General features: G+C 72.3%; 20 protein-coding genes. 3 read left to right on the top strand and 17 right to left on the bottom strand.

Annotated features, from left to right (window positions below; translation table 11 throughout):
* Positions 1-24 precede the first annotated feature (24 nt).
* The 4 genes from ACH34R_RS08175 to ACH34R_RS08160 form a co-directional block, all read right to left on the bottom strand.
* Positions 25-891, bottom strand: a complete 867-nt coding sequence (locus ACH34R_RS08175) for a VOC family protein (protein ID WP_397560672.1) — start codon at positions 889-891, stop codon at positions 25-27.
* Positions 884-1429, bottom strand: a complete 546-nt coding sequence (locus tag ACH34R_RS08170) for an RNA polymerase sigma factor (RefSeq protein WP_397560671.1) — start codon at positions 1427-1429, stop codon at positions 884-886. Before ACH34R_RS08170 ends, ACH34R_RS08175 begins: the two co-directional genes overlap by 8 nt.
* A 103-nt stretch (positions 1430-1532) precedes the next feature.
* Positions 1533-3428, bottom strand: coding sequence for a Xaa-Pro dipeptidyl-peptidase (locus tag ACH34R_RS08165; RefSeq protein ID WP_397560670.1), 1896 nt, complete (start codon positions 3426-3428; stop codon positions 1533-1535).
* 126 nt (positions 3429-3554) lie between these two features.
* Positions 3555-5834, bottom strand: coding sequence for a HelD family protein (locus ACH34R_RS08160; protein ID WP_397560669.1), 2280 nt, complete (start codon positions 5832-5834; stop codon positions 3555-3557).
* A gap of 136 nt (positions 5835-5970) precedes the next feature.
* On the opposite strand from ACH34R_RS08160, the gene ACH34R_RS08155 reads away from it, so the two are divergent.
* Entirely contained in the window at positions 5971-6972 is a 1002-nt protein-coding gene (locus ACH34R_RS08155; RefSeq protein WP_397560668.1) for an FkbM family methyltransferase, read from the top strand.
* 35 nt (positions 6973-7007) lie between these two features.
* Here the strand turns inward: ACH34R_RS08155 and ACH34R_RS08150 are convergent, their stop codons facing one another.
* The 10 genes from ACH34R_RS08150 to ACH34R_RS08105 form a co-directional block, all read right to left on the bottom strand.
* Positions 7008-7514, bottom strand: a complete 507-nt coding sequence (locus tag ACH34R_RS08150) for a flavin reductase family protein (protein WP_397560667.1) — start codon at positions 7512-7514, stop codon at positions 7008-7010.
* A gap of 195 nt (positions 7515-7709) precedes the next feature.
* Entirely contained in the window at positions 7710-10376 is a 2667-nt protein-coding gene (locus ACH34R_RS08145) for a fumarate reductase/succinate dehydrogenase flavoprotein subunit (RefSeq protein WP_397560666.1), read from the bottom strand.
* A 5-nt stretch (positions 10377-10381) separates the two neighbouring features.
* On the bottom strand, positions 10382-11089 hold the full coding sequence (locus ACH34R_RS08140) for an ABC transporter ATP-binding protein (protein ID WP_397560665.1): 708 nt from the start codon (positions 11087-11089) through the stop codon (positions 10382-10384).
* Positions 11086-11940 (bottom strand): ABC transporter permease, encoded by an 855-nt coding sequence (locus ACH34R_RS08135; protein ID WP_397560664.1) that lies wholly within the window; start codon positions 11938-11940, stop codon positions 11086-11088. Before ACH34R_RS08135 ends, ACH34R_RS08140 begins: the two co-directional genes overlap by 4 nt.
* Positions 11937-13358, bottom strand: coding sequence for an ABC transporter substrate-binding protein (locus tag ACH34R_RS08130; RefSeq protein ID WP_397560663.1), 1422 nt, complete (start codon positions 13356-13358; stop codon positions 11937-11939). Before ACH34R_RS08130 ends, ACH34R_RS08135 begins: the two co-directional genes overlap by 4 nt.
* Before the next feature lie 5 nt (positions 13359-13363).
* A complete protein-coding gene (locus ACH34R_RS08125) occupies positions 13364-13591 on the bottom strand; it encodes a ferredoxin family protein (RefSeq protein ID WP_113980978.1) in 228 nt (75 codons plus the stop codon).
* The gene (locus ACH34R_RS08120; RefSeq protein ID WP_397560662.1) at positions 13591-14334 is read right to left on the bottom strand and encodes a GntR family transcriptional regulator; all 744 of its coding nucleotides are present in this window, start codon (positions 14332-14334) and stop codon (positions 13591-13593) included. The genes ACH34R_RS08125 and ACH34R_RS08120 overlap by 1 nt, the downstream gene beginning before the upstream one ends.
* A gap of 219 nt (positions 14335-14553) precedes the next feature.
* Positions 14554-15441 (bottom strand): NAD(P)-dependent oxidoreductase, encoded by an 888-nt coding sequence (locus ACH34R_RS08115; RefSeq protein WP_397560661.1) that lies wholly within the window; start codon positions 15439-15441, stop codon positions 14554-14556.
* Positions 15442-15446: 5 nt separating this feature from the next.
* Positions 15447-16037: a TetR/AcrR family transcriptional regulator gene (locus ACH34R_RS08110; RefSeq protein ID WP_397560660.1), complete on the bottom strand. Its 591-nt coding sequence runs from the start codon at positions 16035-16037 to the stop codon at positions 15447-15449.
* A gap of 59 nt (positions 16038-16096) precedes the next feature.
* Positions 16097-17164 (bottom strand): hypothetical protein, encoded by a 1068-nt coding sequence (locus ACH34R_RS08105; RefSeq protein ID WP_397560659.1) that lies wholly within the window; start codon positions 17162-17164, stop codon positions 16097-16099.
* A 422-nt stretch (positions 17165-17586) separates the two neighbouring features.
* On the opposite strand from ACH34R_RS08105, the gene ACH34R_RS08100 reads away from it, so the two are divergent.
* On the top strand, positions 17587-17859 hold the full coding sequence (locus tag ACH34R_RS08100; protein ID WP_397560658.1) for a hypothetical protein: 273 nt from the start codon (positions 17587-17589) through the stop codon (positions 17857-17859).
* Positions 17860-17886: 27 nt separating this feature from the next.
* Positions 17887-18075: a hypothetical protein gene (locus tag ACH34R_RS08095; RefSeq protein ID WP_397560657.1), complete on the top strand. Its 189-nt coding sequence runs from the start codon at positions 17887-17889 to the stop codon at positions 18073-18075.
* Positions 18076-18096: 21 nt separating this feature from the next.
* Here ACH34R_RS08095 and ACH34R_RS08090 read toward each other — a convergent pair whose 3' ends face one another.
* The 3 genes from ACH34R_RS08090 to ACH34R_RS08080 all read right to left on the bottom strand — a co-directional run bounded on the left by ACH34R_RS08090 (position 18097) and on the right by ACH34R_RS08080 (position 22871).
* Positions 18097-19104, bottom strand: coding sequence for a hypothetical protein (locus tag ACH34R_RS08090; RefSeq protein WP_397560656.1), 1008 nt, complete (start codon positions 19102-19104; stop codon positions 18097-18099).
* Positions 19101-20279: an MFS transporter gene (locus tag ACH34R_RS08085; RefSeq protein WP_397560655.1), complete on the bottom strand. Its 1179-nt coding sequence runs from the start codon at positions 20277-20279 to the stop codon at positions 19101-19103. The genes ACH34R_RS08090 and ACH34R_RS08085 overlap by 4 nt, the downstream gene beginning before the upstream one ends.
* Before the next feature lie 123 nt (positions 20280-20402).
* Positions 20403-22871: a N,N-dimethylformamidase beta subunit family domain-containing protein gene (locus ACH34R_RS08080; RefSeq protein WP_397560654.1), complete on the bottom strand. Its 2469-nt coding sequence runs from the start codon at positions 22869-22871 to the stop codon at positions 20403-20405.
* Positions 22872-23051 lie beyond the last annotated feature (180 nt).

Below are 23051 nucleotides of genomic sequence, written 5' to 3'. Positions count from 1 at the left end.
AACGGTTATCGGCCGCGCCGGGGGTCAGGCCGGTCCCAGCTCCCCCAGGTAGAAGCGCGTGCCCTGGTCATCGGCGCATTCGGCGAGCCGGCCGTACGGCTTGGCCTGCGGTTCCTCGGCGGTGCCGCCGAGTTCGCGCACCTTGGCCACGGCCGCCCGGATGTCGTCCACGGCGTACATCGGAATCACGGCGGCGCGCTCGGCCCCGCCCGACATGCCGGTCATCGGGTGGATCTCCGCGCCGCCGCGGTGGACCCCCCATCCGTCGGGGATCGACCCGGGAGTGAACTCCCAGCCCAGCACCGACCCGTAGAACGCCCTGGCCGCCGCCGAGGAGGGCACCTCGATGGTGACGTAGGCGAGGTCGCCGCCGCGCGGCCCTTGCGGGGCGGGCGGCGCCTCGGGCCGCGGCTCGTACACGGCGAACGGCAGGCCCTGGTCGTCCCGGCAGCGGGCGATCACTCCGTACGGCTCCACGGCCGGCGGCTGCGCCCGCCCGCCGCCCGCCTCGACCCTGCGGACGGCCTCGGCCAGGTCGTCCACCACGTAGGCCAGGAACACCGAGGCGGGCTCCTCCCCCTCCCACATGCCGAAGTGCGGGGCGACCTCCTCCACCTGCCGGCCCTGCGGCGGCCCGCCCGGGGCGTACCGCCAGCCCAGTACCTCGCCGTAGAAGCCGGCCGCGCGGCCCACGTCCGGGGTCCACAGCGAGGCATATCCGATGTCGCCGTGCCGCAGTGTCGTACCGGTGATGCTCATGCGTTCTCCTCTCCACGCCTCCGCGGGGTCGAGCACGGCCCGCTCCAGCCTGGCCCGCAGCCGCGCGGCGAACCCCGGGTCGGGGTCCACCCGCCGTGCGGGCTCGCGGAGGACCTCGAACGGATCAGCCATCGCGGTCCCCCTTCCCCCCGAAGGACTCCTCGTATCCGGCGCGGAACGCCCGGCGGGCCCTCACCAGCAACGCCTCCGTCGCGTGCACGGTACGGCCCATGACCTTCGCGACCTCGGGCACCGAGAGCCCGTCGAGGTAGCGCAGGGTCAGCGCGGCCCTGTGGTGCCCGGCGAGGTCCATCAGCACCTCGCGGGCCAGCAGGGCGTCCAGCCGTACGTCCCAGGGGTCCTCGACGTCGCCGGACCGCAGGCCCCCGGCCAGGCGCAGGCCGCGCTCCTCGCGCTCGGTCCTGCGCCAGTGGTCGATGAGCTTGTGCCTGGCCACGCCGACCAGCCACGCCGTGCTGAGCCCGCCCGGCGGCGGCCTGCGGCGCAGAGCCTCCACGGCGGCCAGGAAGGTCTCCGCCGTCAGGTCCTCGGCCAGCGACCGCTGTCCGCACCGGGCGAGCAGGTAGCCATAGACCTCGGGCAGCGCCGCGTCGTACATGCCGAGCAGCGCCAGCGCCGGGTCAGGCTCCACACCCGCTGGTCGTTCCACACCCCTCCATCGTCCGGGCGGTGGTTACTCCGACGGGCCTACCCGGAGATTTTCCGGCGGGAACCCGCGCGGGCGGGCTCAGTGATCGGATTCGGCTCGGTTCTCAGTGCAGGCGCGGCTCCGGCACGGGCAGCGGGACGTAGGACGGCCCACGCCAGTCGTCCTGCCGTTCGGGCAGGTCGGGAGCGGTCAGGCTGCTGGGCACCACGAGCGGGACGTGGACCTCGCTCCTGGACAGGTCGAGCGTCACGGTCGCGCCGGTCGCGGCCTCCTGGCTGAAGTCACGGTCGGTGCCCGCGATGACCAGGCCCAGCCGGTGTCCCTTCCGGAAGACATAGTCGTGCGGCAGGGTGTCCCAGCGGACGTCCGCGTACACGCCGGGCCGCAGCGGGGCGGGACGGCTCGCCGAGTGCCGGTTCTGGGCGTCGATCCAGCCCCTGGCGATGACCTCCACAGGGCGTTCGGCGATGTTGGTGACCGTCTTGCGGTAGCAGCCGTCGTCGGGCCCGGCGGCCTCACCGTGGCAGCTCTCCTCGGCGACCGTGGTGATGCCCTGGCCGCGCCGCCAGTCCACCCGGGGGCCGGCGCCGTAGTCCACGAGCAGCGCCGTCAGGTTGGCGGTCGGCCGGTCCAGCTTGAGCCGCAGATCGACGTGGGGTGTACCGGACAGGCGTAAGTCCAGCGGCAGTTCGCCGGTGACGAAGGCCAGCCGGCCGGGCGCGGGGGTGCCCGCGTCGGCGACCATGACGTCCTCGGGCTGGGCGATGTCGGTGAAGGACGCCTGCGCGCCGCGTCGGGCGGGCCGCAGGCCGAGCGTGCCGCCGGGCCCGGGGCGCAGCGGCACCCTGATCGCGTCGGGGGCGGGCCAGTCCCGCTGGGTGATCCAGGTGTCCGGGCCGGTCTGCACGTCGGCGCGGGGCTCGCGCATGATGCCGTTCGGCACGCGGTACAGCCAGTGGTCGAACCAGCGGTGCAGGGTGTCCACCCAGGCGTCGCGGCGGAAGTCGAAGGGGTCCACGTGGTGGTAGTGCCCGACCCACAGCTTCCGCGGCACCCCGTACCTGGCCAGCGCCCGCCACCAGGTGGCGAAGTGGTCGGGTTTGACGTTGAGGTCGTTGGCGGTGTGGACGGCGAAGACGCTGGCCCGGACGTTCCGCGCGGCGGCGAGCGAGCCGGCCAGGTAGTCGCGTTCCTTCCAGAACGCGTTGTAGTCGCCGGTCGTGTCGCCGTCCTCGGCGTCCAGCCGCGCGCGTACGGCGGCGCACTTGGCCGGCGGGTCGGTGTCCACGTAGCCGGCCAGCCAGGACATGTAGTCGTAGCTGTAGACGACGCCGTTCATCCGCTGGTAGCGGTACCACGAGCTGATCGCGGAGATCGGCACGATGGTCTTCAGGCCCTCCACGCCGGTGGCCGCGACCGCGTTGGCCAGGGTGCCGTCGTAGGACTTGCCGATCATGGCGGCGTCGCCGTTGGTCCAGGTGGCGGCGGCGGCCGGGGTGCCGTCGGCGCGGTAGGCGCGGGCCCGGCCGTTCAGCCAGTCGATGACCGCCTTGCCGCCGAGCACGTCGGACCGGCCGCCCGCGTCCGGGCAGCCGTCGGACCGGGTGGTGCCGGCCATGTCGACGTTGAGCACGGCGTAGCCGCGGGGGACGAAGTAGTTGTCGTAGAACAGCGGGAACCTGGCCACCTCGCCTGCGGCGTCGTACAGTTTGCGCTCGGACTCGTTGCCGCGCCCGGAGTTGTCGTAGTACGGGCTCTCGTCGATGATCACCGGGACCTTCAGCCGCGGCCCGGACTCCCTGGGCCGGATGATGTCCACCCTGACCCGGTCCTTTTCGCCGTCGGCGTCGCCGTCGAGCGGGGACTCGACGTAGACGTGCTCGCGGATGGCGTCGGCGTAGGAGAACACCGGCTGGGTGCGCCCGTTCTCGACCGTGACGGTGGGTCCGGCCGCCGCCGACGCGGGCGGGCTCAGCGCGATGCCGATGGCCAGCGCCATCGGCACGCAGGCTAAACCGGCCCGCCGTCGTTCGTGAGACATGCGTTTCCTCCCGGGACTGTGCTGACGAGGGAGCCAGCGCAATGTCTCACGTAACATCCGGCTCGTCCACGGCCGCGCGGGAGGCTACGGGCGGGCCCGCAGCCCGGCCAGCGGCGCGGGAAGGTCGCCGTCGTGGACGACCCCGAGGCGGCGGGTGGTCCTGGTGAGCGCGACGTAGAGGTCGGAAAGGCCGCGCGCCGACTCGGCGACGATCCGTGCCGGGTCCACCACCAGCACCGAGTCGAACTCCAGGCCCTTGGCCCCGCTCACGTCCAGCACCACCATCCGGTTGCCCAGGTCGGGGTCGCCGGTGCGGTCGCCGAGGATCCGCTCGCGCGCCTCGCCCAGCCTGGACGTGGGCACCAGGACCGCCAGCCTGCCCTCGCCGACCAGTGCCGCCTCCTGGGCGGCCAGCGCGGCCAGGGCGGGCAGGTCGCGCGTCCGGGTCTGCCAGGGGGGCTCGCCGGTCTCGCGTACCGAACGCGGCACGGTCAGGTCCGGGTCGAGCATGGCGAGCACGCCCGCCGCCACGTCCATGACCTCGGCCGGCATCCGGTAGTTGACGTTGAGCGTGCGGAGCACCCACCGGTCGCCGACGTAGGGCGCGAGCGCCGACCGCCAGGACGTCGCCCCGGCCGGATGGCCGGTCTGGGCGATGTCGCCGACCAGGGTCATCCACCTGGTGGGGATCCGGCGCATCAGCATCCGCCAGGCCATCTGCGAGAGCTCCTGGGCCTCGTCCACGATGACGTGCCCGAAGGTCCAGGTGCGGTCGGCCGCCGCCCGCTCGGCCACGCCGCGCCGGTCGCCCTCCTCATACCGCTCGGCGAACCGCTCGGCGTCGATCACGTCGGCGGCCGACAGCATCTCGGCCTCGCCGGCGGCGTCCACGTCCATCGAACGCGAGCCCTCCGAGATGTCCAGGACGCCCTGCGCATAGGCGACCCGCTCGCGCCGCTCGGCGGCCTCGGCGGCCCTGACCGCGCGTTCGTCGCGGCCGAGCAGTTCGGCGGCCTCGTCCAGCAGCGGCACGTCGGCGGCGGTCCAGCCGCCGCCGGGCTCACGGGCCAGCAGGTCGCGGCCGGGGAGGCCGGGCGCGGCGGCGGCCAGCCGTTCGGGGGAGGCGAACAGGTCCTCCAGCAGCCGCTGCGGGGTCAGCACCGGCCACAGCCGGTCGATCACCGTCCAGACCTCGCGGTTCTCTTCGAGGATCTCCTTGCGGATCAGTTTGAGGTCGTCGTCGTCGAGCAGGTCGTCACCGCCCTCGATGCCCTCGCCCAGCCGGGCCGCGTACTGCCGGGTGAGCACGTCCGCGACGGCCTTGACCACCAGCGGGCGCGCCTCGTTGTGCAGCAGCCTGGTGGCCCGTACCCGCTCGCGGATGCGGGCGCAGATCCCGGGCGACAGGGTCAGCGCCCGATCGTCGTGCATGACGGTGAGGTCGTCGTCCGGGACCCACTGCCGGTCGCGTACGGCGGCGGCGAGCACGTCCGCCATCTGCGGGCGGCCCTTGACCTCGGCCACGGCGGGCGGCTCCGGCCGGTCGCCGCTCACCCCGGGGAACAGTTCGCCGACGGTGGCCAGCAGCACGCCGGTCTCGCCCAGCGAGGGCAGTACCTCGCCGATGTAGCGCAGGAAGGTGGCGTTGGGGCCGACGATCAGTACGCCTCGCCGTTCCAGCAGGTCGCGGTGGGTGTAGAGGAGGTAGGCCGCGCGGTGCAGGGCCACCACGGTCTTGCCGGTGCCCGCGCCGCCCTGCACCACGAGCACGCCCCGGTGGGAGGACCTGATGATCTCGTCCTGCTCGGCCTGGATGGTCTCCACGATGTCGCTCATCCGCCCGGTACGGCCCGCCGTCAGCGCGGCGAGCAGGGCCGCCTCGCCGGTCAGGGCCTCGGGGTCGGCCGAGGTGAAGTCGAGGGTCTCGTCGCTGACAGAGGTGACCGTGCGGCCCTTGGTGGAGATGTGCCTGCGCCGCCGTACGCCGTGCGGGGACGCGCCCGTGGCGACGTAGAAGGGGCGGGCGGCGGGGGCGCGCCAGTCCAGCAGCAGCGGCTCGTAGTCCTCCCCGGTGTCGTCGTGGATACCGATCCGGCCGATGTGGTAGCGCTCGCCGTCGCTGAGGTCCAGCCGGCCGAAGCAGAGCCCCCGCTCCGCCGCGTCGATCTGGGCGAGCCGCCGGGTGTGCCGGGTCGCCGCGACGTCGCGCTCGACCAGCGCCTGGCCGCTGTCCCCCGGTCCGGCGGGCAGGTCTTCGCGCAGCGTCGCGGACAGGCGTCGCGCCGTTCGCTCCCGCAGGTCGTCGAGCCGGCCGTAGAGCATTGACACGTACTCCTGCTCGCGGGCGATCTCATCGGTTGACAATGCCTGCTCCCCCTGGGATAATAAACTTGAAGTGAGTTGTGCTTATCTCTTCAGCGCTAACTCCTCAATGTATCGTGCCCCGCGTCCCGGCGCCAGCCGATGTGTGCGCGAGGCCGTTTTCGGCCAGACTCGTGCCATGCCGAATGCCATGCCGAGCAGAAAAAACCTGCGGCGCGGGATCGCCATCTCCCTGATGCGGGCGGCGCGGGCCGCCAACCGCTCACGTGTCGTCCGCGTGGCCCTGCGTGGCCGCAGCGTCCGCCGCTTCCCGCTGGTCAACAAGATCTACCACGCGGTGTTCCGCGCGGGCGTGACCGGCGAGCATGCGAGCGACGTCACGGCCGCCTACCGTGGGCTCACCCTGACCGGCCCGGCCTGGGACCGCACGATCATGCCGTCGGTCGCGGGCGGCTACTACGAGAAGTTCGAGGTCTCGATCTTCGAGCGGCTCGCCGCGACCGGCGGCACGATCCTCGACGTGGGCGCCAACATCGGCGTCTACGCCTGCGCGGGCGCCGCCCACCTGCCCCCGCACGGCAGGCTGACCGCCTTCGAGCCGGTCCCGGAGAACCTCGGCTACCTGCGGCGCAACGTCGAGGCCAACGACCTCGCCGGGCGCGTCACGGTGGAGCCCATGGCGGTGGGGGCCGGGCCGGGCGAGCTGACCCTGCACCTTTCCGGCGAGCAGTCGGGCAAGCACTCGGCGTCGGCGGCCAACGCCGGGGCCACGCCGGACGCGCCGGGGAGCACCGTCACCGTGCCGATGACCTCGATCGACGCCTACCTGACCGGCCGGGACGCGCGGCCGGACATCATCAAGATCGACGTGGAGGGGTACGAGGGGTTCGTGCTGCGCGGGGCCGCCGAGACCCTGGCCGGGCTGCCCACCCTCCTGTTCGAGGTGCACCCCGAGCTACAGGCCAACTGCGGATGCCCGGCCGGTGAGCTGCTGGACCAGGTCTACGCGCACTACCCCTGGGTCTTCGTCGTGGACGAGCTGAACGACCGCCTGCTCCCGCACTCCAGGGCCGAGCTGGACGAGCCCGGCGCGATCGGGCTCTACCGCTCCAACCTGGTGGCCATCGGCAGGAAGGACCACCTGGCCGCCGTCGCGCGCTGGCACGACGTGCGGCCGTGAGTCCGTGAGTCCTTGAGTCCGGCTGGGCGTTCCGGCTAGTTGTGGGGCGTGAACCGCCCGAACCTTCCCTGGTGGTACAGCAGCGGGCGGGTCGCCGTCCGCACGCTCACGTCGGTGACCAGTCCGACGACGAGGAAGTGGTCGCCCACGGCGATGGTCTCGCGCGGGCGGCAGAACAGGTGACCCGACACGTCGTCGAGCACCGGCTGACCGAGCGGGCCGCGGTTCCACCGGGTCGGGGCGGCGAACCTGTCGATGTCCTTGCGCGCGAACCTGGCGGCGAGCTCGGCCTGCTCGCTGGCCAGGATGTTGACCACGAAGTGTTCGGCGGTCCGCATCCAGGGCCAGGTGCTCGATGATCGGTCCACGTAGAAGGAGACGAGCGGGGGATCGAGGCTGACGGAGGTGAACGAGGTCGCGGTGAGGCCGACCGGCGTGTCGCCACTGCTCGCGGTGACGATCACGACCCCGGCGGCGTGGACGGCCAGCGCCCGCCGGAACCGGTCCCGGTCGACCGCCAGGTCGGGCAGGGTCTCAGTCATGGGTGGTCCTGCTCATGTTCACGAAGCTACGATCCCGATGACCGAAAGTCAATATTTCCTACCGGATTTAGGGGGTATGCCGTAGTGTTCAATGCGACGGCGCGCGTCGCGGCTCGGGCGCTGATGACCGGCGCGCCCTCGCGGGCTCCTTCGCTCCTCAGACCAGGGCACCGGTGCGCTTCCCCTCGCGGTTGCTCAGTCCAGGGCGCGGCGGGCGTAGGCGCGGACGTCGGCGTCGGGGTCGGTGAGGGCGTTGCGGAGGGCCGTGGTGACGTCGGGGTTCTGGTCGGCCCAGTTCGCGAGGGCCTGGACGACGGCCTTGCGGACGTCCAGGTTCGTGTCGGTGAGCGCGGCGACCAGGGGGCCGGTGGCGGTACGCGGGCCGGCCGCGGCCAGGCATCTGGCCGCGCCGACCCTGACCTGCCAGGCCGAGTCGCGCATGGCGGCCACGGCGAGGTCGGACAGCGGCGCGCCGGTCGCGCCCGAAGCCTCCAGCGCCGCCGCCCGCACCAGCGGGTCGGGGTCGCCGGCCAGCGTCCCCAGGGCGGGGGCGGGCTTGCCGATCGTGCCGAGGCCCTTGGCCACCCACACCCGCACCTCGCGCGCGGGGTCGGCGGCGGCCCCGGCCACCGGCTCGGGCTCGTCCAGTGAGACCAGTCCGCGCACGGCCTCGATCCGCACCCGGTGGTCGGCGTCGTCCAGGGCGGGGGCGAAGGTGTCGCGGTCGCCGAGGCGCAGCGCCCGCAGTACGTCCAGCGCGGTCGCCCGGACCACGGCGTCCTGGCTCGCGGTCCGGGCGATGAGCCCGGCGGCGAGTTCGCGGGTGGCCGGCAGTACCTCGACCAGTTCGCGCAGGCCCGCGGCGGCGGCGTGCCGTACCGTGCCGTGCCGGTCGGCGAGCGCGGCCACCAGGGCCGCCCCCGCGCCCTCGGGCACCGTCTCGGTGAGCGTGGCGATGGCCGCCCTGCGCACCTTGGGGTCGTCGTCGGCCAGGTAGGGCGCGAACCGGTCCAGGCCGGGCTGCTCCTCGGCCATCCGGTTCAGCTCCAGGATGCGCGGCGAGCGGCCGATCGCCGCGCGCTCGGCGCGTTCGGCCGCCACCCGCTCGCGGGCCGCGGGCGCGAAGCCGGCCACCACCGAGGCCGTCCCCGGCACCGGCCGGAACTCCGGCACCGGCACCAGGTACGGCTCGACCGGGCGCTTGATGAACTCCATCCCGCCATCGGAGCGCTTACGAAGATTGAGGTGGAACAGCCACTCCCCGTCGTCCCTGCGTGGGATGTCCGCCCGGTCGTGGTAGAGCCCCCAGCGGCTCTCCGTGCGGACCAGCGACGACCTGGCCGCCATCTCCGCGCAGTCCCTGATGAAGTCCACCTCGGCGCAGCGCATCAGCTCGTGCGGGGTGCGCCCGCCCATCGCCGCGATCTCCTCGCGCATCCGCTCGAACGCCTCGACCGCGATGTCCAGCTTGGCGCCGGTCTTCGGCGGGGCCACGTAGTCGTTGACGAAACGGCGCAGCTTGTACTCGACCTGCCGCTGCGGCGGCCCGTCGGGGTTGCGCAGCGGCCGGTAGATCAGCTCGTGCGCGGCGGCGATCTGGTCCTCCGGCAGGCCCTCGCCCGGATCTCCGTGGTGGTCCGCGGTGTGCGTGCCCGCGAGGTCGCCGTACACGAACGCGCCGATCATGTAGTTGTGCGGGACGCACGCCAGGTCGCCCGCCGCGTACAGGCCGGACACCGTGGTGGCCCCGTGCTCGTCCACCCACACCCCCGACGCCGAGTGCCCGCCGCACAGCCCGATCTCCGAGATGTGCATCTCCACGTCGTGGGTCCGGTAGTCATGGCCGCGCCCGGCGTGAAAGGTGCCCCGGGTGGGACGCTCGGTGGAATGCAGGATGCCTTCCAGCGCGCTGATGCTCTCCTCGGGCAGGTGGGTGAGCTTGAGGTAGATCGGGCCCCGGGCCGAGCCGATCTCCCTGGACACCTCCGCCATCATCTGACCCGACCAGTAGTCGGAGTCGACGAACCGCTCGCCCCGGTTGTTGACCTGGTACCCGCCGAACGGGTTGGCCACGTAGGCGCAGGCGGGGCCGTTGTAGTCCTTGATCAGCGGGTTGATCTGGAAGCACTCGATGCCGCTCAGCTCGGCCCCGGCGTGGTAGGCCATGGCGTGGCCGTCACCGGCGTTGGTGGGGTTCTCATAGGTGCCGTAGAGGTAGCCGCTGGCGGGCAGCCCGAGCCGGCCGCAGGCGCCCGTGGCCAGGATGACCGCGCCCGCCGAAACCGTGACGAACTCCCCGCTGCGCGTGTCGAAGCCCACGATGCCGACGGCCCTGCCCTCCGGGGAGGTGAGCACCCGCACCGGCATGACCCGGTTCTCGATCTGCACGCGCTCGCGGATCTCACGCCGGCGCAGCACCCGGTAGAGCACCTTCTTGACGTCCTTGCCCTCGGGCATCGGCAGCACGTAGCTGCCCGAGCGGTGGACGCGGCGCACGGCGTACTCGCCGTACTCGTCCTTCTCGAACTTCACGCCGTACCGTTCCAGCCGGCGGACCATCTCATAGCCGCGGGTGGCGGTCTGGTAGATCGTCTTCTGGGCGACCACGCCGTCGTTGGCGCGGGTGATCTCGGCGACGTAGTCCTCGGGGGTCGCCTTGCCGGGGATGACCGCGTTGTTCACGCCGTCCATGCCCATCGCCAGCGCGCCGCTGTGGCGTACGTGGGCCTTCTCCAGCAGCAGTACCCGCGCGCCGCGCTCGGCGGCCGAGATGGCGGCCATCGTGCCCGCCGTACCTCCGCCGACGACCAGGACCTCGCAGGACAGGTGCCGCCGTCCCTCGGTGACCGGGGGGATCTCCATGTGGCTTACAGCTCCTTCACGATCTGCTCGCGGGTGGCGCCGGTCAGGGAGCGCAGCCCGCCGGTACGGCCGAGCACCAGGACGCGGTCGCCCAGCAGCAGCGCCTCGTCCACGTCGTGGGTGACGAACACGACGGTGGCCGCGGTGTCCCGCAGCACGTCCAGCAGCAGGCGCTGCATCTCGGCCCGGGTCTGGGCGTCCAGCGCCCCGAACGGCTCGTCCATCAGCACCGCACGCGGCGCGCCCACCAGCGCGCGGGCGAGTTGCACGCGCTGGCGCATGCCGCCGGAAAGCTCCCTGGGCAGCCGGTCGGCGAAGCCGGCCAGGCCGACGCGGTCGATCCAGGCGAGGGCCGCGCGGCGGCGTTCGGCCCGGCCGACGCCGCGGATGCCGAGCGGTAGTTCCACGTTGCGCAGCACCGAGCGCCAGGGCAGCAGGCCGTCCTCCTGGAAGACCATCGCCCGGTCGGGGGACGGCCCGCGCACCTCCGCGCCGTCGGCGAGGATCCGCCCGGCGCGCGGCGCGAGCAGCCCGGCCAGGCCGCGCAGCAGCGTGGACTTCCCCGAACCCGAGGAGCCGACCACCACGACGATCTCGCCCGGCGCCACCTCCAGCCTCACCTCGTCGAGCACCGGGTGCCCGCCGTACCCGAGCGCCGCCCCGGCGAGCACCAGCCGCATGCCCTTGCCCGCCGTCGTGGTCACCGTGGTCATCGGCCCGTCCCTTCCGCCCGGGGCAGCCAGCGGGTCGCCCGCCGCCCGGCCAGTTCGATCGCCGCCGAGGTGAGCCAGCCCAGCGCGCCGATCGTGACCATCCCGACGACCGTCGCCGGGTAGTCCACGAGGGTGTACGCCTGCCAGGTCCGGTACCCCACCCCGAACTCGCCCGAGATCATCTCCGCGGAGATCACGCAGATCCACGCGACGCCCATGCCGACCGACAGGCCGCCGAACACCCCGGGCAACGCGCCCGGCAGCACCACGTTGAACAGCACGTGCCGGCGCGACCCGCCGAGGGTGAGCACCGCCTCCTCCCACAGCGTCGGCAGCGCCCGCACGGCGTGCCGGGTGCTCACCATGATCGGGAAGAACGCGGCGGTGAACGTGATGAACACGATCCCCTGCTCGTCGGCCGGGAAGAGGAGGATCGCGATCGGCACCAGCGCGATGGCAGGGATCGGGCGGATCGCCTCCAGCAGCGGCGAGAGCACGTCGGCGGCCCACCGCGAGCGCGCCACCACGACGCCGACCGCGACCCCGGCGACGGCGGCCAGGCCGAACCCGCTCAGGATGCGGATCAGGCTCTGCAACAGGTCCAGGTAGAAGATGGACGTGCCGAGCTGCCCGGCCAGCTCCGCGGCGACCTCGTCGAGGGCCGGCAGCCGGTCGAAGCGCAGCCAGAGGCGGGCGTCGGTGACGGTCAGGATCTGCCACAGCGCGCCGGCCACGGCCACCGCCCCGGCCCGCACCGCCCATCGCCGCCACCGCGGGCCGCCCTCGCGGGCCGCCTCGGGCGGGCTCGCCACGGCCGGGGCGGCCCGTCCGGCCGTGGTGCCGGTGGTCATCGCGCCCCGCTTTCGGCCACGGCGTCCGCGTAGGAGACGGGACGCGTCTTCGGGTGGGCGGCGCGGTAGGCGTCGGCGCCCTCCTGGGTGGTGAAGGGCAGGAAACGGGCGTCCTTCTTGGCGCCGGGGTCCTTCAGCCAGACCGACGCGCCGGCGAACCAGCGGGTGCCGGTCGTGGTGTCGGGCACGTACGCGGCGCGGATCCGTGCGTCGCCTGCTTCGGCGATCTGGCGTAGCAGGCAGGTGGGGGTGGCGGCGGGCCGGGTCTCGGCGGCCCCGGCGAGCCACAGCTCGGACGCGGTGGCGGGGTCGCTCACCGGCTTCGCGCACACGGGGTCGGTACCGGTGATCTTGGCCGGGTTGACGGTGGCGGCGGCGTCGGTGTCGTAGCCCGGGCCGTACGCCTTGCGGATGTAGGAGTCGTTGACGAACCGCTTGAGGTCCACCCCGGAAAAGCCGTCGCCGATCCTGGCCAGGTACGGCACGTCGTGCTCGTGCGCGGCCTTGAGCGGTTCCTTAAGGGTGACGTCGAAGGTGGAGATGCCGCCGGGGCCGTTGTAGAGGTAGACGACCTCGGCGGGTAGCCCGGTGGTCGCGGCCACCGACTCGGCGCCGGCCAGCGGGTGTTCGTGCAGGTAGCGGGTGGCGTCCAGTTGGGCCTTGAGGAAGGCGTCCACGACCTCGGGGCGCTGGCCGGCGTACGCCCGGCGTACCACCACGCCGTGGAAGGTCGGCACGTTGAGCGCCGACCCGTCGTAGACCAGGCGTCCCTTGCCCTGGAAGACCAGCAGGCCCGGCCAGGCGACGAACTGGGCGTAACCCTGCACCCCGCCCGACTCCAGTTGCGAGGCCCCCACCGGGGGCTGGTGGTTGACCACCTGGACGTCGGTGGCCGGGTTCAGCCCGGCCTTCTCCAGCGCCTGCACCAGCGTGCCGTGCCCGGCGGAGCCGACGCTGGCGGAGATCTTGCCGCCCTTGAGGCCGGTCAGGTCCTTGACCGGCGAGTCCGGCGCGACGACCACCATGTTGAGGCCGCCGCGCAGGTTGTAGCCGGTGGTGGAGATCAGCTCGGTGCGCGCGGACTCGGTGGCCTGCGTACGGGAGGCGTTGATCAGTAGCGGGTAGTCGCCCATCGAGCCGATGTCGATCTTGCCGGCCACCATCTTGGCGGTGATCGGCGCGCCGGTGTCGTGGTCCTGCCACTCCACCTTGTAGCGGGGGCCGAGCCGCTTTTCCAGGTAGCCGAGCGAGCGCAGCAGCGTGCCCGCGGTCACGGTGTTGATGGTCTTGGACTGGTACCCGACGACGACCTTGATCTTCCCGCTGTCGCCGGCCGCGCCGGACACCGAGCATCCGGCCGCGGCGAGCAGGGACACGGCGGCCAGAACCTTGCGCATGGTCTTCCTCATCGCGGTCATCGCGGTCATCGCAGCAGGTAGGGGATGTTGATGGTGACGGCGTCCACGGGGCACCTGGCGGCGCAGGGGCCGCAGTACCAGCACTCGTCCACGTGCATGTACGCCTTGCCGGACACCTCGTCGATGGCGAGCGAGTCGAGCGGGCACGCCTCGACGCAGAGCGTGCAGCCGGTGATGCACAGCGCCTCGTCGATGGTCACCGGGACATCGACGCGTTGCTCCACCAGAGCCATCAGTCTCCCTCCTGATCGCGGCGCAGGTGGCCGCGCATGGTCAGCCGGTCGCCGCGGAAACGGATGAACTCCAGGTCCACCGGACGGCCGTCGGCCAGATGGGCGAGGCGTTCGACCATGAGCAGCGCGGACCCGCGCGGGACCGCGAGCACGGCGGCGGTGTGCGGGTCGGCGTTCACCGCCTCCAGGGTCAGCTCCGCCATGCCGAGCGGCTGCCCGGCGATCCCCTCCAGCAGCACGAAAATGTCGTTGCAGGTGAGGTCGGCGTCGAACAGCGGCTCGCCGACCTCCCTGACCAGGTAGGTGAGGTCGAGCGACAGCGGCAGGCCGTTGAGGCTGCGCAGCCGTTCGAGGTAGACGACCTGCTCGCCGGGGGGCAGGTCCAGGCGCTCGGCGACGGCGGCGGGCGGCACGATGACGCTCATCGTGCGGACCTCGTTGGTCACCTCGCCGTGCTCGCGCAGCGTCTCGGCCAGGCCGAGCAGCTTGTGCAGACCGTGCGGGTACTTCTCCCCCGCCACCGTGGTCCCGACTCCGGGGACCCGGTCCACGAGCCCTTCTTCGCGTAGCAGGCCCAGGGCCTCGCGCACGGTGTTGCGCGAGGCGCCGAACTCACGGGCCAGCACGCCTTCCAGCGGCAGCGCCCCCTGGCGGAACCGGCCGTGAAGGATCTCCCTGCGTAGCACATCGGCCACCTGCCGGGCGCGGTCCGCGCGGGGCCGCCGGACGTCTGTCATTCCCATGCTCACCTCCCTGAACTGCGGCAAGCCTATCTATCAGGTAGGTAAATGGGGATAACGGACAGGTTGCGCCGGTCCCGCCTGCCGGAGAGAAGCTCTGACCTGCGGTGATGCCGCGGAGGCGGCAAGATCTGCCAGCTCGGTGGCGGCGCGACGGCCCAACGAAGAAGTCGCCGGCCCGGTACCGGGCCGGCGACTTATCAGTCTCCTCTGGCAGGGGGCTCAGCGGGAGGTGGAATCAGCAGGAAAGCTGGCGAAATAGCCCGCGGCCATGTCGTCGTCACCGTGGCCCTGGGCCTCGGCGCGGCGGAAGCGCTCGCCCGCGGCCACCGCCATGTCCACCCGCACCCCGGCCCCGGACGCCGCCTCGGCGATCAGCCGGGTGTCCTTCTCCGCGTTGCGGACGGTGAAGCTGGGCGTGTAGTCGCCGTCCCTGATCGACTTCATCTTCGCCTGCACGTACCCGCTGTCCAGCGGACTCCCGGTGACCACCTCGGCGAACAGCGAGGGGTCCAGCCCGAGCGCGCGCAGCAGGGCCAGCGACTCCGCCAGCACCGCGGTGAGGGTGATGGCGTACCCGACGGTGGTGAGCTTGAGCCGGGTGGCCGCCCCGACCTCCTCCCCCACCCAGAGGGTCCGGCCGCCGACCGCGGAGAACACCGGTTCCAGGCGCTCGTCGGCGGGGCCCGCGGCCAGGACCACGAGGGTCCCCGCCTCCGCCGGCTGGCGGGTGCCCTGTACCGGGGCGTCCACGAAGACCAGCCCGTGCGCCTGCGCGAGAGCGGCGAGGCGGTCGAGCGCGACCAGGCCCACCGTGCTCATCTGCGCCCACACCTGGCCGGCGGCCAGCTCGGGAGCGGCGGCCGACATGGCGGCGTGCACGGCGTCGCCGTCGCTGAGCATGGTGATCACGACATCGGCCCCGGTCACCGCCTCGGCCGGATCGGAACACACGGTGATGCCATCGGCTTGCAGCGGCAGCGCCTTGTCCCGGGTCCGGTTCCATGCCCTGACCTGGAGGCCGTTCTTGGCCAGATTGCGCGCCATGGGCGCGCCCATGATCCCCGTGCCCAGCACCGCGACGGTCGTCATCTCGAACTCCGAATTCATTGAAATCAATCTTTAACGAACAGTCCAGACAGGACGAGATCCACGACCGCCAGCAGCCGCCGCCGGTCGGCCCCCGCCTTGCCCTGCACACGCAGCCCCTGGATCGTCGTCACCAGCAGGTCGGCCATCGCGGTCACGTCGGCGCCGGGGGGCAGCTCGCCGCGCTCCCTGGCGCGGCGCAGCACGGCGGCGATCGACGTGGCGTTCCCGTCCAGAGCATCCCCCACCACGCGGGCGGCGACACGGTCGTGCGGCAGCCGCTCGGTCGCGGTGTTGGTGATCAGGCAGCCCCGCCGTTCCGGGTCCAGCACGGTGGCGTCCACCATCGACGCCAGCAGGTCACGGAGCACTTCGCGGGGCGGGGCGGCACGCTTGAGCCGGGCGCCGGCCTCGGCGGCCGAGCGCTCGGCATAGCGGATCAGGGCCGCCTCGTGCAGCCCGGCCTTGCTGCCGAAGGCGGCGTACAGCGAGCCGCGGCCGACGCCGGTGGCCTCGACCAGGTCCTGGATCGAGGTCGCCGCGTAGCCCTTGCGCCAGAAGACGCCGATCGCGGCGTCCACGGCCGCGTCCATGTCGAACTCCCGCGTGCGTACCACGCGGCCACCTTACCGCCCACCTGTAACGATCGGTCAAGTAAGGTGGCGAGTTCCGCCGGTCAGCTCCAGGTGCCGCTCTTACGGCGGATGACCGCGAGCCGGAAGGCGGCGTCCTGGTGGCCGCAGCGCGCGGCGATTTCGTGGAAGAAGGCGGCGAGCGGGCGTTTGGCCCGGCCCTGGAACTCGTACTGGCACCCGAACAGGTAGGCGAACTCGGCCGCCTCCTCCTTGGCGTTGAGGTGGTCGCGCAGCCGCAGGGCTCCCGGCCGGCCGGCCTCACCGGCCCGGCGCAGCCAGTTGCTGGCGTCGAAGGGCTCGTCGCGAAGCAGGTGGATCACGGCGAGCTGGAAGCACGCCTCGGCGTCGCCGTCGCTCGCCCAGCGCGCAAGGCGGGCCTCGGTCCTGCCATGGGTGTTCAGGTAGAAGCGCTCCAGGACATGCGCGGGGGCCATGGTCACATCGTCGCCCCGGCCCTCAGCGGGCGGTGGCACGGCCGGCACCCCGGGCGCACCGGCGTACCCGATGTGGCCGTGACCGGAGGTGTCGTGGCCGTCCGAATCAGGTCCGGTGAGGCCGTGACCGGCGGCGGTATGTCCGTCCGGGGCGCAGGAGGCCGGTCCGGCGGGGGCTCCGGGGAACGCGGCGCCCGGCGGGGGTGTCTCCCGGCGCGGCTCCGGCACTGCCTCCCGTATGTCCGGCCCGGGCGCGGCCCCTTCAGCACCCGGCCCTGGCGGCCCTGGCGACCCGGCGAGCGGCCCGCGCGACTCGATCACAGGGTCGGCCAGGCCGGCGGCCGGCTCGTGCGGGCCGGTGGGGTCCGAATTTCGGGGCGGCTCCGGAGGCTGGGCGGGCTCGGTGAGAGCCACGGGGGTGGTGGTGGCGGCGCGGGCGGCGCGCAGGTGTTCGCACCACTCCTGGACGGTACCGAGGCCGTCGGTCGGCAGGCCCGACTCGGCCGCGGCCGCGTGGCAGGCGCGGACGAAGGCGGAGACCCATTGCCAGTCCGGAAGCCGTACCCGCTTGCCGGAAAGGATCTCCTGGGTGGTGCTCTTGATCAGCGGGCGGGAACCGGGCAGTTCGCTGCGCTCTGACAGGGCTTGTAGGTATTTGTAGCTCGGTGCCCCCACCGAGTCACGCAACTCGTTAAGCCGGGCAATGAAGGCGGCATTCGGCCCGCTGTGGTGTGTTTTGCCCATCTTTTCCCATCTTGTAATGCCGCAGGGATTAGGGATATGCACATGTTTACCGCACGACGGCGGCGGCTTACCGGACATTCCACCCGCAGCACCGTCCTGAATCGGCCTGAACCAACCGTCCATTACCACTTCCGGCCGACTTCCGCTGATTCCGTACAGCTCCGTACGGCTCCGTACGACTCCGGATGACCTCGGACGACGTCCGGGCGGCGCCCAAGGCCACCCCGTACCCCCGCCACCGCCAAAAGGGATTCGTCCGGCGTCGTCCGGACACGTTTGAGCCGGTAGCGAGCCCCGATAGCGGTCCGGCATCGTTTTGCGCGTCCAGCACCCCTATCACGGAGGCCACATCAATGTCGTGCCTCACGGAAGCCCCGTCCGCCGAGCCGGGCGCCATGATCGCCCCCGGCGCCGGCGCGCCCGCCGTACCGCAAGACGGCGACGTCCCGCCGCCCGGCCCCCCGCGATCCGGGCGGCGGGACGACCGGGACGAAGGGGAGCTGCGCACCCTGCTCATCGCGACATGGGTGCTGACCACATGGCGAATCCCGCCCGGACCTCTGGAAGCGCTCTCGGTGGAGGAACTCATCGAGTTCTGGGCCGACGAGCGGACCGTCACAGGCTGACCGACCATCCGAAGGACGACCCCGACCATGTTCTCGACACATCAGTGGCTCACACTGATCACCGCCGCACTGGTGGCCGCCATCGCGTGCGGGCTCGCCCTGGCGGCGGGCGCGTCCTGGCCCACCGCCCTGCTCACCTGCGGGACGGCGGCCGCCGGGACCCTCGCCCTGCTGCCGCACCTGCTCGGCCGTTCCGACCAGAAGGACCGCGGCTGACCCGGCGCCCCCGCCGATCCCTCAGGTCAGGGCCCCGACCACGGTCGGTGAATCGGCGTCCGGGATCAGTGTGCGCGGGGGGCCGCCGTCCAGCGGGGCGACCCAGATGTCGGCCGTGGTCCTGCCCCCCGCCGCCTTCGGCACCGCGTACATCAGGTGCTCGTCGTCCAGCCAGGCGAGCTGGTCGTCGATGCTCCGGGACTCGCCGAGCGGGTGTTCGCGGCCGGTCGAAAGGTCCAGCCAGTGGAAGCGCCAGGCGTCCTGGGAGGTGTCGTTCACCCGCTTCTTGTAGGCGATCTTGGTCTGGTCCGGCGACAGGGAGGGGCACTCGGCGTTGTCCTGGATCGCGGTCAGCGTGCGCGTCGCCAGGTCGCCGCGGGCCAGGTACGTGCGGCCGGACGCCGCCACGGTGACGAAGAACCGGTCGGAATCGGCCGCGAAGGTCACGCCCCAGACGTTGCGGTCCACGCTCCGGTCCTGCTTCCCGTTGATCAGGAAGGTGAAGTCCTCCAGGTTGCCGACCACCTTCCCGTCCCGCTGGTAGATGATGGTCTCGGTGGAGAAGCCGAGCGAGATGTAGTTGTGCCCGCTGACGAAGACCGTCGTCGCGAAGTGCCGTCCGTCCGGAGCCACCCGCGCCCGGCTGGGCACACCGGACAGCGGCTCGTCGGCGGTCTCGGCGAGCCCTTCGTCCAGCGCCGCCACCTCGTACGGCCGCCCCGGCGCCCGCCCGGCCCGCAGGCACACCGCCTGCCGTCCGGCCGCCGCGACCCGCAGGCAGTGCGGCCCCGCCAGGCCGCGCCGCCCGGCCTGTTCCTCGCCGGCCCGTACGTAGCCGACGCGGCCCAGGTCCGGCCCCGGGCGCAGCGAGCGGAAGACGATGTGCCGCTCCTCGAACAGCTCGGGGTCGGCGGTCCCGGCCGCCGAGGTCCCGCTCCGGGAGAGCACCGAGGTCAGCACGGTACCTCCGGCGACGGCCACCAGCAGCACCGCCAGCCCGATCATGATCTTGTTGGCCCGGTTCTTCATTCCCGTCCTCCCAGGGGGCCGCGCAGCAGCGTGGGCGCGGCGAACAGCAGTACCACCGCCAGCCCGCCCGCGAACGCCCACAGCGCCGGAGCGGGACCGGCGACCGCCCACAGCGCGCCGAAGACGACGGCGGCCAGGCCCCTGCCCAGCGCCACGCAGGTCTGGAGGGCGGAGATCGCGGTGGCCCGCCACTCGCCGGGGACCATCGCCGCCGCGGCGGCGGGCAGTACCCCGTCGGTCGCCGCGTAGTACAGGCCGAGCAGCGCGAGGGTCACCCCGGCCGCGGGAAGGCCGTCCGCGCCGCTCGCCACCAGGTAGGCGGCGACGATCGCGACATGGCCGGCCATGAAGACGCGCGGCCTGCCGTACCGGTCGGCGAGCCGCCCCAGCGGCACCGCGCCGGCCAGGTAGACCGCCCCGGTGGCGAGGAACAGCAGCGGGAAGATCTGCGCCGAGACCGCGCCGCGCTCCAGCAGGGTCAGGTAGATGAAGGCGTCGCTCACGGTCAGCGCGGACATCGCCGCCGCGGCGACCAGCATCCGGCGCATCGGCGTGCGGCGGGCGGCCAGCCGTACCGCCTCGCGCAGCCGCGCGCGGGGCCGGGCGGCGGGGGCGGCCGGGCGTTCGGCGACCTTGCCGAGCAGCAGCAGTACGCCGAGCCCCGCGACGCACATGGACACGGTGAACACCGCGTCGAAGTCGCCCGGCACCACCGCGAGCAGGTAGAACGCGGCCACCGGGCCGAGCAGCGCGCCCAGGGTGTCAAGGGCCCGGTGGACGCCGAAGGACCGGGCGAGCGCGCCGGGCGGGCTGGCCTCGGCGATCAGCGCGTCCCGCGGGCCGGTGCGCAGCCCCTTGCCGATCCGGTCCAGGCCGATCGCGCCGGACAGCGCGGCGAACCCGGCGGCGGGCAGCAGCACGACCTTGGACAGCACGCCGAGCCCGTATCCGGCCACCGCCACGGCCTTGGGGCGGCCGAGCCGGTCGGCGGCGTAACCTCCGCCGATTCGCGCCACCGCGGTCCCGGCCTGGTAGAAGCCGTCGAGCAGGCCGAAGAACAGCGGGGACAGCCCGAGGCCCATGGTGACGAACAGCGGAAGCACGGCCGTGACCATCTCGGTGGAGATGTCGGTGAGCAGGCTGACGAACCCGAGTACGACCACGGTGCCCGGCACGCGACCCGCCTTACCGGACCCGGTGGCGGGGGTGCCTCGAACGCTTATGTACAAGGAACCGTACCTTTCATCGCATGCGTGACCGGTGGCCACCGGGAACCGGGTTCCCGGTGGCCCGGTCCGTCACCGGGTGCCGGCCGCGTCCTCCTTCCCTGCTCCCTTCGTCCCGGGCAGCGGGTCGCCCGAGGTGAACTTCTTCAGCACGTTCTCGGTGATCTTGGTGAGGTCGTTGTCGTAGCCGTTGTTGTAGAAGGAGCCGCTCCACACCATCGAGGAGGCGGAGAAGACCGCCCCGCCGTTCGGGTAGTGGATCAGCGTGACGTCACCGCGCACCATCGGGTTGGTGTCGCCGCCCTCGAACAGGGCCGAGGTGTTGATCTCCTCGACCACGTGCATGTACTGCTCGCCGAACGGCTGTGAGGTGCCGAGCACGATGGCGTTGGGGGGCGTGCCGAGCGAGTAGTCCACCCGGTCCACCTCCTCGCCCATCGGGCCGCCCTGGCTCTGCAGGCTCGGCAGGTCGCCGCCGATGCCGTCCTTCTTCGACACGCCCTCGAAGATCCAGGCCCCGGCCTCGGAGTAGCCGGCCTCGGACCGGTCGAAGGGCTTGTTGTAGAAGGCGAACCCCTTGGGATGCCCGAAGCCCTGCGCGGAGAATCCGACGCCGACCAGTTCCTGGGGCGGCGTGCCGCGGAAGCGCCACAGCCCGCCGTACTCGCCGTCGGTGCTGTGGTAGTACTCGCCGGGCGCCGCCTGCCAGGCCTCGGTGCCGTCGTGGCGGCGCAGTTCGGTGTACTCCCTGCTGCGGTTCAGGGCGGTGACCCAGTAGAACCCGTTGCCGCCGAGGTACATCAGCCGGCCGCCGTCGCCGAGCCAGCCCTTGATCGCCTCGTGCTCGGTGGTGGAGATGTACTCGGGGTGGGTGCCGGTGATCACCGTCTGGTAGTCGTCGAGGATCCTGCGGCCCTCGCGGTCGATGTCGTGGTCGGTGATGTAGTCGATGTCGAACTTCCTGGTCTCCAGCCAGTCGAAGATGTGCGTGTCGGCCTCGAAGCCCCACGGCCGGCCCTCGCCGTTCGGCCCGGTGGTCAGCGGGCGCAGGTTGGTGATGGGCCGCTTCTGGCTGGAGTAGACGTAGCCGCTGCCGTCGGCGTGGTTGGAGTACTGGCTGAGGGAGCCGCCGGTCTGGCCGTACGCGAGGTAGGTCAGCGTGGGCACCAGCATGGCGATCTTGGATTCGGCCTGCTTCGGCCGGACCACGAAGGTCGCGTGGTAGACCTTGCCGGCCGCCTCAAGGCGCGCCGCGTAGATCCCGCTGCGCGCGTCCTTGGGGACCTTCCAGGTGAACGCGGGCTTCCACGCGGCGTCGCCGAGGTCGTCCTCGTGGAAGTGGATCGCGCCCCACTGGCCGGGGTCTTCGTTGTAGTTCATCGTCTTGCGGTCCCAGTCATGGCCGGTGAGCGCCCGGACCGGGATGTTCACCGCCGTGCCGGAGAGCCGGTGCGGGCCGGTGTCGGCCACCTGGTCGCCGGACATGTGCCGGGTGAAGTCCCAGGCGGCGGCGGGCCGGGGGGCGTGCCGTCCCCGGGCCACGGCGTCGATCTCGCGCTCGCTGAGCGCGCGGTCGTACAGGGCGGGCGATTCGATCTTGCCGTTGTAGAGGCCGGCGGGGCGGGTGTCTCCCGAGCGGTTCCAGTAGCCGGCCATCAGCAGTGGATCGGAGGTGTGGGCGAGTTGTCCGGAGCCAACCTGCTTTGTGGTGGTGGCCGCGGAGTCGTCCGGCATGGTGGACACGGGGCGCTGGGTCACAGTCGCCCTGCGCGTCCGGGGGTCGTAGGCGGCGGCCACGAAGTACCAGCCGGAGTTGTTGACGTGCTGCGGGCGAGGCCGCTTGGAGAAGTACATCTCCGGGCCGCCCATCGCGGGCGCCCACGGCTTGAGCTTCACGCCGGTCGAGACGGTGTCCGCGCCGACGCGCAGCGCGAGTGCGCCCTGCTCGTCGATGAACAGCCCGTACCCGCGGCGGTCGGTCTCCGACCACTTGGTGACCAGGCCCTGGGCGCGCGGCGTGCCCACCGGGGTGCGTTGCAGTGCCGTCCTGTTGTACGGGGAGCCGGGGATCGTGGACGGCGCGACCCACGCGGTGATGGTGAATCCGCCCGAGGGCCGCAGCCGCCGGTCGTCGGGCACCCGCACGTAGGAGCCCAGCGGCAGCGGCTGGTGGGCGCCCGGGTAGGTCTTGTTCACCGGGCTGTCGATGATCTGTTCCTTCAGGCCGGGCCCGGCCGGGTCGGCGTCGCCGTGGGTCACCCTGACGATCGTGCTCTTGAACTCGGGCGCCTTCGTACTGACCATGAACTGCACGGACTCGCCCGGTCGTACGCTGAGCCGGTCCGGGTAGCCGCTGATGCCGAGCGCGTCGAGTGCCTGCTGGGGTTCGGTGGGCTCGACGGGCAACGGCTCGTCGGGGACGTACTCCACGGGCGCCGCGAGCGGATCTTCGCGTACTTCCGCGTGCGACTGTGACAGGCCGGGCATGGCCGCGACCAGGACGGCCGCGACCAGCACTGTCGTAGATCTGGATCTTCTCATCCGCAATGGACCTCCTTGGCATGGCGGTGCTGCGTGCGGGGGGTTCGGGGGGTCGATAAAAGAAGTCCGTAAATAGCGGAATCGCCAGAATTTATTGCCTCGAATGGAACCTAGGTCGAGAGTCCGCCCGGGCACGGTCGCCGGAAAGGGCGGAATGCACGCCGAGCGGTGAGCGGTGGA

The organism is Spongiactinospora sp. 9N601 (assembly GCF_044326295.1).
In the GTDB taxonomy this organism is placed as follows: domain Bacteria; phylum Actinomycetota; class Actinomycetes; order Streptosporangiales; family Streptosporangiaceae; genus Spongiactinospora; species Spongiactinospora gelatinilytica.
The sequence above is the reverse complement of the archived record's forward strand: the minus strand, read 5'-3'. Positions and strand labels throughout refer to the sequence as shown.